This is a genomic window from Nocardiopsis terrae (assembly GCF_014651695.1).
GTDB lineage: Bacteria > Actinomycetota > Actinomycetes > Streptosporangiales > Streptosporangiaceae > Nocardiopsis > Nocardiopsis terrae.
In genome coordinates this window covers 492,076-506,579 of record NZ_BMXJ01000004.1, presented here as the reverse complement: position 1 = coordinate 506,579, position 14,504 = coordinate 492,076, and the positions used below count along the sequence as shown (strand labels likewise).

Here is a 14,504-nt window from a genome sequence, read left to right as displayed (position 1 = left end):
GCTTCGGTGCACAGGGGCCAGTGACACCCGCGCGCAGGATCACGGTGATCGGCGCACCCCTGAAAAGCACAGTGCCCGGGTCGGTGCAACAACCACTTGATCCCAAGGCGCCTGTGTCGCTTCTGGTAGCAAGATCACCAGGAGGATCCCGCCGGGGAGAGGGGCGGGAGCCTTCACAGGGCGGCGAGGAAGTCCAGCAGGGCGGCGTTGACCTCCTTGGGGCGCTCCTGCTGGGTCCAGTGGCCGCAGCCGGACAGGGTGATGTCGGCGTGCAGCTTCGGGGCGATCAGCGGCAGCATCCCGCGCAGCTCCGGCACGCCCTCCAGGACGGTGACCATGTCCCTGTCGCCTGCCACGTACAGGGCCGGGACCTCGATGCGCAGGCCGTGGAAGGCCGACATCAGGCCCTGGTTGCGGTCGATGTTGCGGTACCAGTTGAGCGGGCCGGTGAACGCGTCCGGGGCCGAGTAGTCCTCGGCGAACACGGCGACGTCCTCGGCGGTCAGCCAGTCCGGCAGCTCCGCCGGTTCGGGCATGCCGTCCAGCAGTGCCTCGCCCTCGCCGACGATCCACGGCCGCGGCCAGCTCCGGTCCGGGTTGTCGCCGGAGGCGCCGACCAGCAGGCGGCGCATGGTCGCGGCCGGATCCGCTGCGAGCTCGGCGTCGGCCCTGCCGGGCTCCTGGAAGTAGACCTGGTAGTAGCCCTCCCCGTAGGTGCGCCGGGACGACCCGGTCGACGGCATCCCGGTGGGCGGAAGCGGCGGCACGCTCAACCCCGCCACGGCGCGCACCAGGTCCGGTCGGAGCAGCGCCGTGGTCCAGGCGACCGGGGCGCCCCAGTCGTGCCCGACCAGCACCGCCTCCTCGGCGCCCAGCGCGCCGATCAGCGCGGTGACGTCCCCGGCCAGGTGCGGCAGGGAGTATTCCTCGACGCTGGCCGCCCGGTCGCTGCGGGCGTAACCGCGCTGGTCGGGGGCGACCACCCGGTACCCGGCTTCGGCCAGGGCGGCGAACTGGTGCCGCCAGGAGTACCAGCTCTCAGGGAAGCCGTGCAGCAGCAGGACCAGCGGACCCTCGCCCTGTTCGGCGACGTGCAGACGGAGGCCGTTCACCTCGACGCGGTGGTGCTTGACGTTCAACTCGACTCCTCTCGCCGCCCCGCCGGGCGCCCCGCAGGGGCCGGGCCGAGGGGACGGCCCAGATGGGTTGGACCGGCGGAGCCAGCGTAGGGGGGAGCGGGCCCGGAACGAACAGGGCCCGTGGGCCCGAGGGGGCAGCGTTCGCGGTTGAAGGCCCACACGGCCAGGGGCGCGAACACCGCGGCCAGCCCCGCCGACCAGGCCAGGGTGAGGACGAGCGAGTCACCCGCCGGGGTGCCGGTGAGCAGGGCCCGGGCGGCGTCCATGGCGTGGATGGCCGGGTTGGCCCCGGCCCGGGCCCGGAGCCGGCCGGGCAGGGTGTCGACGGGGGCGGCCATGCTGGTGCCGAGCAGCAGCGGCAGGATCGCGATGAAGGTGATCGCCATGACGCCGTTCTCGTCGCGTATCAGCACACCCAGGAACACCATGACCCAGCTCAGGGCGAACCCGAACCCGATGGCCAGGGCCGCGGCGGCGATCGCGGAGGCCGGGTCGGTCCCGACCCGGAAGTCCATGAGGGAACCGATCGCGAACAGGATCAGCACCGTGGCCAGGTAGCGGACCAGGTCGGCCAGGACCGAGCCGAGCAGCGGGGCGGGGCGGCGGTCGGGGGCCGCCGGGGCAGTGCCGCGGCTGTTGCCGGTGGGGGCGCTCATGCGCTGGTCTCCTCGTCCGTGTCCGAAGGTGCCCCGCTCCTGCGGGCGGTGCCGGTGAGTGCGGAGAACACCTCGTCGAGGCTGGGCAGGTGGAGTGAGAACTCGGTGACGGAGACACCGCGCTCCCGGAGGGCGAGCGCCATGCCAGGGCCGTGGAGTCGCCGTCGACCGGTACGGACAGGGTCTGCCGGGTCTGTTCGGGCGCACGGCCCGCGACCCGCTCCATGACGGCGGCGGCCGTCCAGGTCCGGGCGGTGTCGGCGGGTCGCAGGGAGACGGCCTGCCCGCCCACCACGCGTTTGAGTTCGGCAGGGGTGCCGTCGGCGACGACCCTGCCCCGGTCGATCACCGCGATGTCGTCGGCCAGGGCGTCGGCCTCCTCCAGGTACTGGGTGGTGAGCAGGACGGTCGTGCCCTCGTCGGTGAGCTCGCGGACTGTCCGCCACAGTTCCTCGCGCCTTCCGGCCCGGGCCTGGGCGCGGCCGCGGATCGTCCCCGACCCCGGCGTCGCCGCCACCGCAGGGGCGGCCGGAGCCGACGACGACACCGAGACCGCGCTCCGCCTGCACCGCGGCCGGGTCGTCTCCCGCTCGGAGGAGCGCGGCGCCGCCCACGCCGTGGCGGCGTTCACCCCGGGAACCGGACCGGCTCGTGTCCGGGCCGGTACCCCGAACCGCCGCTGAGCCCTGACCCCGAGCGGGCCCGGAGGGAGATACATCCGGTTTGACCTGCTAAGGGACACGCGGTCCGAAGGCTGGGCCGGAGCTCCCGCCGGTGTGACACTGAGACCTTCGGGGGTGGGGCATGCAGGAGCCGGGAGTGGCGGAAGTGACACCGCTCAGCAAGAGTGAGCTGCTGTTCCAGGAGCTCGTCAGGTCCGTACACGAGAGCGGGCCCATCGAGGTCCTGGAGGCCGCCGGCCGCTACGGCACGGCGATCGGCCTCAGCAAGATCACCGTGCACCTGGTCGACCTGCAGCAGCGCCTGCTCGTCCCGCTCACCGGCGGGCCCATCCTCGACGTCGACTCCAGCGTCGCGGGGGAGGCCTACCGCTCCGACACCCTGCGGCTGGCCGAGGGCGGCGCCGACGAGCTCAGCCTCTGGCTGCCGCTCAAGGACGGCGCCGACCGGGTGGGGGTCCTGCACATCCGCACACCCCGGATCGACGAACCCATACTCCGCCGCTGCCACACACTCGCCTCGCTGCTGGCCCTGGTCGTCACGTCCAAGCGCGCCTACAGCGACACCTACGTCCGCCGCACCCGCACCCGCGACGTGCAGCTCCGCACCGAGATGCTGCGCGCCTTCCTCCCGCCCCGCACCCTGGGGGCCAGGCGCGGGGTCTCCACGGCGGTCCTCGAACCCGCCTACGAGCTGGGCGGCGACGCCTTCGACCACTCCATCACCCGCAACACCCTGCACGCCGTCATCCTCGACGCGATGGGGCACGACCTCGCCTCCGGGCTGACCGCGTCGGTCGCCATGGCCGGTGCGCGCAGCGCCCGCCGCAACGGCGCCGACCTGGCCGAACTCACCGACAACGTGGAACACGCCCTGGTCACCTGGCTGCCGGAACGCTTCTGCACGGCGGTGTTCGCCACCCTGGACCTGTCCACCGGGGTGTTCTCCTGGGTCAACTGCGCCCATCCCGCGCCCCTGCTGATCCGCGACAGGCGACTGGTCGAGGGCGCGATGGACCGCACCCCCGAACTCCCGCTCGGTCTGGACGGGGTCTTCACCGACGTCTCCCCGCGCACCGTCCACGAGTTCGCCCTCGAACCCGGCGACCAGGTCCTGCTCTACACCGACGGCGTCACCGACGCACACGACAGCGACGGGCAGATGTTCGGCCTGGAACGCTTCACCGACTTCGTCATCCGGGCCGCCTCCGCCGACGAACCCGCCCCCGAGACCCTGCGGCGCCTGATCCACGCCATCCACGACCACCAGCGCGGCAGTTTCACCGACGACGCCACCATCATGCTGCTGGAGTGGACCCCCGACCGAGGCATCCCACGGCCGCGGATCGACTGACCGGCCGGATCAGCCGACCGGCTGCCCCCGACTCAGCCGACCGGCCGGTCCCGGCCCGGGGAGGGCGGGCTCACCACAGGGCGAGCACCCGACTCGGGCCGCCGGAGGCGTCCAGGCCGGGCAGCACCCCCACCGTGATCATCGCGCCGCTCGGCGGCAGCTGCTCCAGCCCGGTCAGGGCCTCCAGCCCCCACCGGTCGGCGCGCCCCACCACCTCGTGGGCGGGGAACTCGGTGGAGTTCCCGGGGTCGGTGCTCAGCGTGTCCACGCCCGTTCCGGCGATGCCGCGCCGGGAGACCAGGAACTCGCAGGCCTCGGGGGAGAATCCGGGGAAGTGCCACGAACCGTCCTCGGCGGTGCCCCGGACCCGCTCGTCGCCCTCCGCCCAGCGGGTGCTCCACCCCGAACACATCAGGACCGCCGCCCCTGCCGGGATACGGCCGTGCAGGCGCTCGAAGGCGCGGATGTCGTCCACGGTCACCGTGGTGTCGGGGTCCTCCGCGGCCCGGGCGCGGATGTCGATCACGGCGGCCGGGGCGACGAGTTCACCCGGATCGATGTCGGGCACCAGCCGACCGCCGCCGATCACGTGTCCGGGGGCGTCCAGGTGGGTCCCGGTGTGCTCGGACATGCTCCACCGCTGCACGTAGAACCCGAACTCCCCCTCGGGCGCGGGCGGCGCGAGCGTCTCCCGGACGGGCTTGTCCTCGTCCCAGGACGGCATACCGGGGGAGAGGGTGTGGCTGAGGTCGGCCACCCTGCGGAACCCCTTCGGCCAGGGGCGGTGGGCGGCCGACGGGGTCGGCGGTCCGGCGGGCGCGGAGCCCCCGGCCCGGGCCCTGACGGTCTCACCGGTTCCGTGCAAGCACATGGGGTCCCCTTCGTCTGGTGTCTCCTGTGGTCCTATGCCTGGCGGGCCGGGCGCGTCAACTCCCCCCGTCGCCGGTGCGCGGTCCTGCCCGGGCCGCGCCCGGCACGGAGGAGGGGACCGAAGCGGATCCGCCACGCGTTTCCCCTGCCGTCCCGGGCCCGGGAACGATTGAATGGTGAGCCGACCACGAGCGGAGAAGGAACCCATGCCCGAACCCAGCGCCGACTGGTGGAAGTCCAGCGTCGTCTACCAGGTCTATCCGAGCAGCTTCAACGACAGCGACGGCGACGGTGTCGGCGACCTGCCCGGCGTCATCGAGAAACTGGACTACCTGCAACTGCTCGGTGTGGACGTGGTGTGGCTGTCACCCGTCTACCCCTCGCCGTGGCACGACAACGGCTACGACATCAGCGACTACACCGGCATCGACCCCCGGTTCGGGACCCTGGAGGACTGGGACCGGCTCCGGGACGGGCTGCACGAGCGCGGTATGCGCCTGGTGATGGACCTGGTCGTCAACCACACCAGTGACCGGCACCCCTGGTTCACCGCCTCCCGCGCGGGCGACGACGACAAACGCGACTTCTACTTCTGGCGTCCGGGCCGGGACGGGGGCCCGCCCAACAACTGGGGCTCGGTCTTCTCCGGGCCCGCCTGGACCTACGACGAGGAGCGCGGCGAGTACTACCTGCACCTGTTCAGCCCCTCTCAGCCGGACCTGAACTGGGAGAACCCCCGGGTGCGCGCGGCCGTGCACGAGGTGGCCCTGTGGTGGCTGGCCCGCGGCGCGGACGGGTTCCGGCTGGACGTCATCAACTTCGTGTCCAAGAACCCCGAACTCCCGGACGGGCCGGTGGTCGGCGACCACGGCGTCTTCGCCGAACACGCCGTCAACGGTCCGCGCCTGCACGAGTTCCTGCACGAGATGCACGAGAGGGCCTTCGCCGGGCGCGACGTGCTCACCGTGGGGGAGATGCCCGGGGTGGGCGTGGAGCAGGCGCGCATCCACACCAACCCGGTCAACCGGGAACTGAACATGGTGTTCCAGTTCGAGCACGTGGACCTGGACCACGGCCCCGGCGGCAAGTTCGACCCCCGGCCGCTGGACCTGGTCCGGTTGAAGGCCTCGCTCAACCGCTGGCAGGTGGGCCTGAACGACCGGGGCTGGAACAGCCTGTACTGGAACAACCACGACCAGCCGCGCGCGGTCTCGCGGTTCGGCGACGACGGCCGGTACCGGGTGGAGTCCGCGACCGCGCTGGCCACCACGCTGCACATGATGCAGGGCACCCCGTACGTCTACCAGGGCGAGGAACTGGGCATGACCAACGCCCACCTGGACGACATCGCCGACTACCGGGACCTGGAGACCCTCAACTACCACCGCACCATGGTGGAGACCGGCAAGGTCGACGCCGACGCCGCCATGGCCGGTATCGCCCGGATGAGCCGGGACAACGCGCGCACCCCGATGCAGTGGGACGCCGGTGAGAACGCCGGGTTCACCACCGGGACGCCGTGGATCGGGGTGAACCCCAACCACACCGAGATCAACGCCGAGGCCGCGGTCGCCGACCAGGGGTCGGTCTTCCACCACTACCGGCACCTGATCGCGCTGCGCAAGGAGCACCCGGTCGTCTCGCACGGCAGCTTCACCCCGCTGCTGGAGGAGGACCCCCGGGTCTACGCCTACACCCGCACGTTCAACGGACAGGTGCTGCTGGTGCTGGCCAACTGGAGCGACCGGACGGCGCGGGTGGACCTGCCCGGGGACGTGGCGGGAACCGAACCCGAACTGCTGCTCGGCAACTATCCCGCGCCCGAGCACGCCCTGGCCCCGCTGCGCCCCTGGGAGGCCCGTATCCATCTGGCCCGTTGACCGCGCCGCCCCTCGCGGAGCGGGGCCGTGAGTACTGTGTTGGCAGCCGAGCGAGCGGAATTGGGGCTTTCATGAGGATCGTCATCGTCGGAGCCGGTACGGGCGGACTCGCCCTGGCCCGAGGGCTCATCCGGCAGGGGCACGCGGTCGAGGTCCACGAGCGGGCGGCCGACCTCCGTTCCGAGGGCGCCGGGCTCGGCCTCCACCCGAACGGCACCGCCGCCCTGAGCGCCCTGGGCGTGGACGCCGGGGGGATCGGACGCCGCCTCGACGGCGTGCGCAACCGCGACCCCTCGGGGCGGGTGCGCCACACGCTCGATGCGGACGCGGCCCGCGACCACTACGGCTTCGGGAGCCGGACCGTGCCCAGGAGCGCGCTCCTGGAGCTGCTCGCCGAGGGGCTGCCCGAGGGCACGGTGCGCTTCGGCCGGGCCTGTACCCGGGTACGGGTGAACCCCGACGGCACCGTGAGCGCGCTCTTCGGTGACGGCAGCAGTGCCACGGGTGACGTGGTGGTCGGTGCCGACGGGGCCCGCTCGGCGGCCCGGCGCGACCTGTGGGACCGGGATCCCGCCCGCCCCACCGGGTGGGCGAGCTGGCAGGTGCTCGCCCGGGTGCCCGTGGGCCTGGCGGCGGGCACCGACGCGGCCCTGGTCCAGGGGAGGCAGGGCACGTGCGGGATGGCCCCGGCCGGGGACGGGCTCGTGCGGTGCTGGTTCGACGTGCGCTGGCGTCCGGGCACCCCCCGCCCCGAGTCCCCGGCGGCCGTGCTGCGCAGGCTGTTCGGCGACTGGACGGACCCGGACGTGCGCACGGTGCTGGAACACGTCCGGGACGAGGACCTCGTGCTGACCGAGCACGTCCGCCACCGGGTGCCCAGGGTCTGGGGCAGGGGCGGCGCGACCCTGTTGGGCGACGCCGCGCACGCCTTCCCGCCCTCCGCCGCGCAGGGGGCCGACCAGGCGTTGGAGGACGCGTGGGCGCTGAGCCTGGCGCTCGCGGAGGAGGGGGCCGCCGCCGATCCCGCCGCCGCGCTGCGCCGGTACGAATCGGTCCGCAGGGGACCCGCCTCCCTGGCGCTGCTGGCCTCGGGGGCGGAGGCGGTCCTGCGCCTGTCCGCGCCCCGCGTCCTGGGCCGGGAGCGGGCCGGCGCCCTGGCCGCCCGCCGGTACGTCGGCTATCTGGGCGGAGTGAGCAACGTGCTCACCGGCCGCCGTCCCTGAACCGCGGTCCCCGAACCGCGACGCACCACGGGCGCCCCTCCCACCGGGACGGGCGCCCGTAGTGCGTGCGGGGCCGGGCGAGTCGGCGCTCGGGCTTCATATTTTTTGAAATCCTCCCAGGTGAGGTTAGACTAACCTATGTTCCTGTCGGGGATTTGCCCCGATATGCCTGGATTTTGTGCTGCCCGCACCCGGGCGTCCCCCTGCAAACGGCCCGCCGAAGAAGACGCGGCCGCTCCCCGTGACGAAGAAAGCAGTGAGCATGAACCCCACCCTGCGCCGTGTCGGCGGTATCGGACTCACCGCGGCCCTGGCCCTCGGCCTGGCCGCCTGCGGCAGCGGCGACGAGAGCGCCGAGAGCACGGACGGGGGCGCGGCCTCCGCCGGGGGCGCCTTCCCCGTCAGCATCGAGAGCGCCCTGGGCACCGCCGAGATCCCCGACCGGCCCGAGCGCGTGGTCACCCTCGGCCAGGGCTCCGCCGAGACCGCCATCGCCCTGGGCACCGTGCCGGTCGGTATCGAGAGCTACGAGTGGGGCAGCGACGACACCGGCTACCTGCCCTGGATCCACGAGGCCGTCACCGAGTCCGGCGAGGAGCTCCCCGAACAGTTCGCCGGCGCCGACGACATCGACTTCGAGGCGATCATCGAGCTCGCCCCCGACGTCATCCTCGCCCCCTGGTCCGGTGTCACCCAGGAGCAGTACGACGTCCTCAGCGACATCGCCCCCACGGTCGCCTACCCCGACCTGCCCTGGAGCACCGACTGGGACCAGCAGATCGAGATCATCGGCGAGGCGCTCGGCCAGCCCGAGGAGGCCGGGGAACTGGTCGTCGAGATCGAGGAGCGCTTCGAGCAGGCCGCCGCCGACCACCCCGACTTCGCCGACCTCACCTTCTCCTACATCTACACCGACGGTCCCGGGACCCTCGGTGTCTTCATGCCCGACGAACAGCGCGTGGCCATGGTCCGCAGACTGGGTCTGGAGGTGGACCCGGTCGTGGAGACCCTCCCCGAGACCGAGGGCACCGACTCCGCCGTCATCGGCCTGGAGAACGCCGACAAGCTCGCCGACAGCGACCTCGTCTTCACCTTCTACAGCGACCCCGAGACCCGCGCCGAGATCGAGGGCCAGGACCTGTACGCGGCCATCCCCGCGATCGAGCGGGGCGCCGTGGTCGCCAGCGACGACACCTCCTTCGTCACGGCCACCTCGCTGACCAACCCGCTCACCGTCCCCTGGGTCATCGACCGTTACGTGCCCCTCATCGAAGAGGCCGCCGACCAGCTCGACGACTGACCCACTCCAGGTGAACGTGAAGACGACGACCCCGAAGGCCGGGCCCGCCCGCGCCGTGCTCGTGCTCGGCGCGGGCGCGGCGGCCCTGGCCGGGGCGGTCCTGCTCAGCCTGGTCGCGGGCAGCAAACCCACGGCCCCCGCCGAGGTGTGGCGGGCCCTGGCCGGCGGCGCCGACCCCTACACCGTCACCGTGGTGCAGAGCCGGATCCCCAGGACCCTCGTCGGGGTGGTCGCCGGGGCCGCCCTCGCGGTGGCCGGGACCCTCATGCAGGGCATCACCCGCAACCCGCTGGCCGACCCCGGGCTGCTCGGCGTGAACGCCGGGGCGGCCGCCGCGGTGGCCACCGCCACCGCCGTGCTCGGCCCCACCTCGGTCGCCGGAACGGTCTGGTGGGCGCTTCCCGGAGCACTCCTGGCGGGACTGGCGGCCTACACCGTGGGCACCAGGGGCGGCGACGGCGGCATGGTCCGCCTGCTCCTGGCCGGGGCGGTGGTCTCGGCCGTCCTGACCGCCTACGTGCAGGCCGTCGCGCTGAGCATGCCCGACGTCTTCGACAGCTACCGCTACTGGGTGGTGGGCTCCCTCGCCGGACGCGGCACCGAGGTGGTGACGGCGGTCCTGCCGGTCGTCGTCCCCGGCCTGCTCATCGCCCTGGCCGTCATGGGCGGCCTCAACGCGCTGGCCCTGGGCGACGAGGCGGCCGTGGCCACCGGCGCCAACGTCACCGTCACCCGTGCGGGCGGGCTGGTCGCCGGGGTCCTGCTGGCCGCGGGGGCCACCGCGGCGGCCGGCCCCATCGCCTTCGTCGGCCTCGCCGTTCCGCACGTGGTGCGTGCCCTGGTGGGGGCGGACTTCCGACTCCAGGTGCCCTTCGCGCTCCTGGTCGGCCCCACGCTGCTGTTGGCGGCCGACGTCCTCGGCCGCACCGTCGTGCGGCCGACGGAGCTGATGGTCGGCGTGGTCACCGCCTTCGTGGGCGCCCCGGTGCTGCTGTACGTACTGCGTAGGACGAAGGGGGCCGCATGAGCCGGACGAGCCCGAAGCACCCGTTTCCCGAAGCGGAACCCCCGGCCCCGGCCACCTCGGGTACGAACCCCTCGGACACCGGACCCTTCCCTGCCCCGGACGTCCGCCCCACCGGGCGCGTGCTGCGGGTCGGCCGCGTCCTCGCCCTGCCCGTGCACCCGCGCTCGGTCGCGGCGGCCCTGCTGTTGCTGGCGGGCCTGGCCGCGGCTGCCGCCGCCACGCTGAGCCTGGGGCGTCTCGGCGTCCCCCTCGCCCAGCTGCCCGCGGTGCTCGGCGGACAGGGCGAGGCCACACACCTCTTCGTACTCGAACGCCTGCGCGGCCCCCGACTGGTCGTCGCGGCGGGCACCGGGGTCGCCCTGGGCCTGGCGGGCGCCCTCTTCCAGTCGGTCACCCGCAACCCCCTGGGCAGCCCCGACGTGATCGGACTCGCCCCGGGCGCCGGAGCGGGGGCCGCCGTGGCCGCCCTGATGCTGCCGGGCGTGGTCCCGGTACCCGTGGGCGCACTGGCCGGCGCGGTCCTGGCCATCGTCACCGTGTACCTGGTGACCGGCACCGGGCTGCGCGACCCGGGCCGGATGATCGTCGCCGGGATCGGCGTGGCCGCCATGGCCTCGGCCTTCACCCACTTCGTGGTCTCGGTGATGGCCCGCGACCAGGCCAGCGTCCTGTCCGCCTACGTCAACGGCAGCCTGGGCGCGCGCTCCTGGGACCACGCCGCCACGATCTGGCTGGCGGTGGCCCTGACGCTGCCGTTCGTGCTGGCCCTGGCCGGGCCGATCACCGTCAACGAGATGGGCGACGAGCTCGCCGACTCCCTGGGCGCCCGCTCCACCGCCACACGCACCGGGGCGGTCGCCCTCTCCGTGGTGCTCTCGGCCGCCGCGGTGAGCGTCGCCGGGCCGATCGCGTTCCTCTCGCTGACAGCACCGCAGATCGCCCGCCGGCTGAGCGCCGCACCGGGACCCAACCTGGTCCTGTCCGGGACGGTGGGCGCCCTGCTGCTGGTCTGCGCCGACCTGGCCGTCCAGCACTCGCCCCTCGGGGACGGACTGCCGGTCGGCCTCTTCACCATGGCCCTGGGCGGCGTGTACCTGGGCTACCTGTTGATCCGTGAATGGCGAAAGGGAACTCTGTGAGCGGCGAGGACGCGCGTCAGGAAACCGCACCGGTGCTGTCCGCCCAGGGGCTCACCCTCGGCTACGGGGGCGACCCGGTCGTGCGCGACCTGGACCTGGGCATCGAGGAGGGCGAGTTCGCCGTCATCGTGGGCCCCAACGGCTGCGGGAAGTCCACCCTGCTCAAGGCGTTGGGGCGGGTCAACAGGCCCGAATCCGGCCGGGTGCTCCTGCACGGCCGCGACATGCGCTCCCAACGGCCCAAGGCGGTCGCCCGCCGACTGGCGCTGCTGCCGCAGAGCCCCCTCGCGCCGGAGGGCATCACCGTCCGGGCGCTGGCCGCGCGCGGCCGGTTCCCCCACCACACGCTGCTGCGCCAGTGGACCCCGCGGGACGAGACCGCCATCGCCCGCGCCCTGGAACTCACCGGGCTGTCCGAGCTGGCCGGGGCCCGGGTGGGTGCGCTCTCCGGCGGTCAGCGCCAACGCGCCTGGGTGGCGATGGTCCTGGCCCAGGACAGCGAGACCCTGTTGTTGGACGAACCCACCACCTACCTGGACATCGCCCACCAGTACGACCTGCTGGAGCTGTTCGCCGACCTGCACCGGCGCGGCCGCACGGTCGTCGCGGTCCTGCACGACCTGGCCCAGGCGGCCCGCTTCGCCACCCGCCTGGTGATGATGGACGGGGGAGAGGTGGTCGCCGACGGCGCACCCGCGGACGTCGTGACGGCCGAGCGGGTGGAAGCGGTGTTCGGGCTCGCCTGCGACGTGGTCCCCGACCCCCGGACCGGCACCCCGCTGGTCATCCCGCACGAGCGAGCCCTGCGGGGCGAACGCGCCGGCCGGTGAGTCCTCCGCGGCCCCGGCTGCCAGCGGCCCTGCCCGTGGTGCGGGCCCGGTACGCCGGGCCCGCACCACGGGCAGGGTCAGCGGGGAGCGGACCCCGGGTCCCCGCGCCCGGGCCGGGCCGCCTTGTACTCCTCCCAGCGCTCCAGGAGGACGTCGTGGTAGCCGTCCAGCCAGGTCATGTAGTCGTACATGTTGCGCAGCCGGGTGCGGGAGGAGGCGCCCAGGCCGGGGAGGCGTTCCAGGGCGCTGGCGGCGAGGTCGCGCTGCTGGCGCAGGTAGGAGCGCTCGTTGCGGAGGAAGCCGCCCCACACGTCCTCGTCCATGCTGATCAGCCGGGAGCGCTGGCCGGGCACCTCGACCAGGGTCACGAAGCCCAGCTCGCGCAGGCGGCGCACCGACTGTGACACCGAGCCCCGGCTGACCCCGGCCCCCTCGGCGACCTCCTCGGCGCTGACCGCGTCCCGGTCGGCCACCAGGAGGAAGCCCACGATGCGCCCCTCGGCCCTGGGGCGGCCCTGGGAGTTCCAGTACTCGGAGAAGCGTCCGACGAAGTCGTCCCTGAACCGGTCCGCCTCGTCCCCGGACCCGTGGGCCGGACCCGCCCCCGACGGTCGTTCCTGTTGTGCCCCCTGCGCCATGGGGGCCACGATATCGCCCCGCCCGGGCGCTCCGGTGTCAGTCACGGCGCTACTCCGAACGGCGCTGGGACTCCAGCAGGCGGGACAGCGCCGACCAGACGTCCTCCAGGTCCTGTCCGTCCCCCGACCCGGCCAGCCACAGGGCCGCCTCGTTCATGGCACCCGAGAGCAGGCGGGCCAGGGGGGCGACCGGCTGGGGGCGCAGGATTCCCGACTCGGCCAGCGCGGCGAGCGACTCCTCCAGGTGGCGGGCGGAGGAGGACTCGTCGAGGGCCCGCCACTGGTTCCACCCCAGCACGGCCGGGCCGTCCACCAGCATGATCCGGCGTACGTCGGGTGCGGTGCTGGCGGTGAGGAAGGCCCGGCACCCGGCGGTCAGCTGCTCCCACGGGTCGGTTCGGGCCTCGGCGGCCCCGGCCACGGCGGCGCCCACCTCCCGTTGGACCTGTTCCAGCACGGCGCGGAACAGCGCGGGCTTGCCGTCGAAGTGGTGGTAGAGCGCGCCCTTGGTGACGCCCGCGGCGGCCACGATCTCGGCCAGGCCCACCCCGCCGTACCCGTGTTCGGTGAACAGGCGGCGGCTCTGGTCCAGCAGTGTCCGTCTGGTCCGGGCCCGCTGTTCGGCCCGGGACCCGGTTTCCTCGGACAACGAACCTCCTCTTTGCACAGTTCTGGCACGTCAGTGGCACAACTCAACATACCGTTGGTATGTGAAAGGAGAGCCATGAGTCTCAGTAGCTTCTACCCCGTCCTGTGCACGCCCCGGCTCCAGGAGAGCCACGCCTTCTACAAGGAGTGGTTCGGCTTCCAGGACGCCTTCGTGGCGGACTGGTACGTCAGCCTGCGCCACCCCGGGCCGCCCGGCTACGAACTCGGCCTGCTGGAGGCGGGGCATCCGACCCTGCCCGGGGGCCGCCGGGGCGCGGCCCAGGGCATGCTGCTCAACTTCGAGGTGCCCGACGCGGACGCCGAGTGGGAGCGGCTCGTGGTCCGGGGCGGCCTCGATCCCGTGCTGTCCCTGCGCAGCGAGGACTTCGGCCAGCGGCACTTCATCGTGGCCGATCCCGCCGGGGCCCTGGTGGACGTCATCACCCCGATCGAGCCCTCCGGCGAGTACGCGGAGCAGTACCTCGTCTGACCGTCTCCGGTCCCCGTTCCCGAAGGACCCGTGCCCGTACGCCGGGTACCATCCGGTCGGTATGCTTGCTCGGTCGGTGGGCGAATCACCACCGAGGGAACGGGGGCACGACGTGAGGCGGGACATGGTACGAGGACAGCGGACGGCCGAAACCGGAGCCGAGCGCGGGACCGTGCCCGAACGCCTGCTGGGGGCCGCCACGCGGCTCTTCGCCGAGAAGGGGTTCGAGAGCACGTCGGTACAGGAGGTCGTGGCCGCCGCGGGCGTCACCAAGGGCGCCATGTACCACTACTTCGGCTCCAAGGACGACCTGCTCCACGAGATCTACGCCCGGGTCCTGCGGATGCAGACCGACCACCTCGTCGAGATCTCCTCCCGCGAGGAACCCGTCGCCGAACGCGTCCACGCCGCCGCCGCCGACGTCATCGTCACCAGCATCGCCAACCTCGACGACACCAAGATCTTCTTCCGGTCCATGCACCAGCTCGCCCCGGAGAAACAGCGCAGCGTCCGCGCCGAGCGCCGCAAGTACCACGAGCTCTTCCGGGCCATGATCGGACAGGGGCAGAGCGAGGGCGTCTTCCGCGACGACGTGCCCGCCGAGCTGGTCGTGGACTACTTCTTCGGCTC

At 73.2% G+C, this 14,504-nt stretch carries 16 protein-coding genes; 10 read left to right on the top strand and 6 right to left on the bottom strand.

Features of this window, described 5'->3' with window-relative positions:
- Window positions 1-173: 173 nt before the first annotated feature.
- The 3 genes from IE195_RS13660 to IE195_RS26225 are packed head-to-tail and all read right to left on the bottom strand — an operon-like array spanning window position 174 to window position 1,938.
- Window positions 174-1,139, bottom strand: a complete 966-nt coding sequence (locus IE195_RS13660) for an alpha/beta fold hydrolase (protein ID WP_191271294.1) — start codon at window positions 1,137-1,139, stop codon at window positions 174-176.
- Window positions 1,136-1,795: an ABC transporter permease gene (locus tag IE195_RS13655; RefSeq protein WP_225942394.1), complete on the bottom strand. Its 660-nt coding sequence runs from the start codon at window positions 1,793-1,795 to the stop codon at window positions 1,136-1,138. Before IE195_RS13655 ends, IE195_RS13660 begins: the two co-directional genes overlap by 4 nt.
- Window positions 1,792-1,938 carry a DUF4162 domain-containing protein gene (locus IE195_RS26225; protein WP_225942395.1) on the bottom strand — a complete coding sequence of 49 codons (147 nt, stop codon included), beginning with the start codon at window positions 1,936-1,938 and terminating at the stop codon, window positions 1,792-1,794. The genes IE195_RS13655 and IE195_RS26225 overlap by 4 nt, the downstream gene beginning before the upstream one ends.
- An 81-nt stretch (window positions 1,939-2,019) precedes the next feature.
- Here IE195_RS26225 and IE195_RS26220 point away from each other — a divergent pair, with 81 nt between their 5' ends.
- Both IE195_RS26220 and IE195_RS13640 read left to right on the top strand, forming a co-directional pair.
- A complete protein-coding gene (locus tag IE195_RS26220) occupies window positions 2,020-2,478 on the top strand; it encodes a hypothetical protein (protein ID WP_225942396.1) in 459 nt (152 codons plus the stop codon).
- A gap of 121 nt (window positions 2,479-2,599) precedes the next feature.
- Window positions 2,600-3,829, top strand: coding sequence for a PP2C family protein-serine/threonine phosphatase (locus tag IE195_RS13640; protein WP_191271291.1), 1,230 nt, complete (start codon window positions 2,600-2,602; stop codon window positions 3,827-3,829).
- 70 nt (window positions 3,830-3,899) lie between these two features.
- Here IE195_RS13640 and IE195_RS13635 read toward each other — a convergent pair whose 3' ends face one another.
- Window positions 3,900-4,700 carry a cyclase family protein gene (locus tag IE195_RS13635; protein ID WP_191271289.1) on the bottom strand — a complete coding sequence of 267 codons (801 nt, stop codon included), beginning with the start codon at window positions 4,698-4,700 and terminating at the stop codon, window positions 3,900-3,902.
- 205 nt (window positions 4,701-4,905) lie between these two features.
- On the opposite strand from IE195_RS13635, the gene IE195_RS13630 reads away from it, so the two are divergent.
- From IE195_RS13630 to IE195_RS13605, 6 genes are all read left to right on the top strand, one after another.
- On the top strand, window positions 4,906-6,579 hold the full coding sequence (locus IE195_RS13630) for a glycoside hydrolase family 13 protein (protein ID WP_191271287.1): 1,674 nt from the start codon (window positions 4,906-4,908) through the stop codon (window positions 6,577-6,579).
- 71 nt (window positions 6,580-6,650) lie between these two features.
- Entirely contained in the window at window positions 6,651-7,802 is a 1,152-nt protein-coding gene (locus tag IE195_RS13625; RefSeq protein ID WP_191271285.1) for an FAD-dependent monooxygenase, read from the top strand.
- Window positions 7,803-8,064: 262 nt separating this feature from the next.
- A complete protein-coding gene (locus IE195_RS13620; protein ID WP_191271283.1) occupies window positions 8,065-9,102 on the top strand; it encodes an iron-siderophore ABC transporter substrate-binding protein in 1,038 nt (345 codons plus the stop codon).
- 16 nt (window positions 9,103-9,118) lie between these two features.
- Window positions 9,119-10,129, top strand: coding sequence for a FecCD family ABC transporter permease (locus tag IE195_RS13615; RefSeq protein ID WP_229826198.1), 1,011 nt, complete (start codon window positions 9,119-9,121; stop codon window positions 10,127-10,129).
- A gap of 119 nt (window positions 10,130-10,248) precedes the next feature.
- Complete coding sequence (locus IE195_RS13610; protein WP_229826224.1) at window positions 10,249-11,268, top strand: FecCD family ABC transporter permease; 1,020 nt, start codon at window positions 10,249-10,251, stop codon at window positions 11,266-11,268.
- Window positions 11,247-12,098, top strand: coding sequence for an ABC transporter ATP-binding protein (locus tag IE195_RS13605; protein WP_191271277.1), 852 nt, complete (start codon window positions 11,247-11,249; stop codon window positions 12,096-12,098). Before IE195_RS13610 ends, IE195_RS13605 begins: the two co-directional genes overlap by 22 nt.
- 77 nt (window positions 12,099-12,175) lie before the next feature.
- Here the strand turns inward: IE195_RS13605 and IE195_RS13600 are convergent, their stop codons facing one another.
- Both IE195_RS13600 and IE195_RS13595 read right to left on the bottom strand, forming a co-directional pair.
- Window positions 12,176-12,736, bottom strand: coding sequence for a GbsR/MarR family transcriptional regulator (locus tag IE195_RS13600; protein WP_191271603.1), 561 nt, complete (start codon window positions 12,734-12,736; stop codon window positions 12,176-12,178).
- A gap of 49 nt (window positions 12,737-12,785) precedes the next feature.
- Window positions 12,786-13,385 carry a TetR/AcrR family transcriptional regulator gene (locus IE195_RS13595; protein ID WP_191271274.1) on the bottom strand — a complete coding sequence of 200 codons (600 nt, stop codon included), beginning with the start codon at window positions 13,383-13,385 and terminating at the stop codon, window positions 12,786-12,788.
- A gap of 75 nt (window positions 13,386-13,460) precedes the next feature.
- On the opposite strand from IE195_RS13595, the gene IE195_RS13590 reads away from it, so the two are divergent.
- On the top strand, window positions 13,461-13,874 hold the full coding sequence (locus tag IE195_RS13590; protein WP_191271272.1) for a VOC family protein: 414 nt from the start codon (window positions 13,461-13,463) through the stop codon (window positions 13,872-13,874).
- A 124-nt stretch (window positions 13,875-13,998) separates the two neighbouring features.
- On the top strand, window positions 13,999-14,504 hold a 506-nt coding region (locus tag IE195_RS13585), incomplete at its 3' end, for a TetR/AcrR family transcriptional regulator (protein WP_191271601.1).

What these genes read in the sequence shown, in the direction of transcription:
- IE195_RS13630 (WP_191271287.1), top strand. Translation starts at nt 4,906, where the DNA reads ATGCCCGAACCCAGCGCCGACTGGTGGAAGTCCAGCGTCGTCTACCAG.
- IE195_RS13620 (WP_191271283.1), top strand. Translation starts at nt 8,065, where the DNA reads ATGAACCCCACCCTGCGCCGTGTCGGCGGTATCGGACTCACCGCGGCC.
- IE195_RS13635 (WP_191271289.1), bottom strand. Translation starts at nt 4,700, where the DNA reads ATGTGCTTGCACGGAACCGGTGAGACCGTCAGGGCCCGGGCCGGGGGC.
- IE195_RS13640 (WP_191271291.1), top strand. Translation starts at nt 2,600, where the DNA reads ATGCAGGAGCCGGGAGTGGCGGAAGTGACACCGCTCAGCAAGAGTGAG.
- IE195_RS13590 (WP_191271272.1), top strand. Translation starts at nt 13,461, where the DNA reads ATGAGTCTCAGTAGCTTCTACCCCGTCCTGTGCACGCCCCGGCTCCAG.
- IE195_RS13605 (WP_191271277.1), top strand. Translation starts at nt 11,247, where the DNA reads ATGGCGAAAGGGAACTCTGTGAGCGGCGAGGACGCGCGTCAGGAAACC.
- IE195_RS13625 (WP_191271285.1), top strand. Translation starts at nt 6,651, where the DNA reads ATGAGGATCGTCATCGTCGGAGCCGGTACGGGCGGACTCGCCCTGGCC.
- IE195_RS26220 (WP_225942396.1), top strand. Translation starts at nt 2,020, where the DNA reads ATGACGGCGGCGGCCGTCCAGGTCCGGGCGGTGTCGGCGGGTCGCAGG.
- IE195_RS13655 (WP_225942394.1), bottom strand. Translation starts at nt 1,795, where the DNA reads ATGAGCGCCCCCACCGGCAACAGCCGCGGCACTGCCCCGGCGGCCCCC.
- IE195_RS13600 (WP_191271603.1), bottom strand. Translation starts at nt 12,736, where the DNA reads ATGGCGCAGGGGGCACAACAGGAACGACCGTCGGGGGCGGGTCCGGCC.
- IE195_RS26225 (WP_225942395.1), bottom strand. Translation starts at nt 1,938, where the DNA reads ATGGCGCTCGCCCTCCGGGAGCGCGGTGTCTCCGTCACCGAGTTCTCA.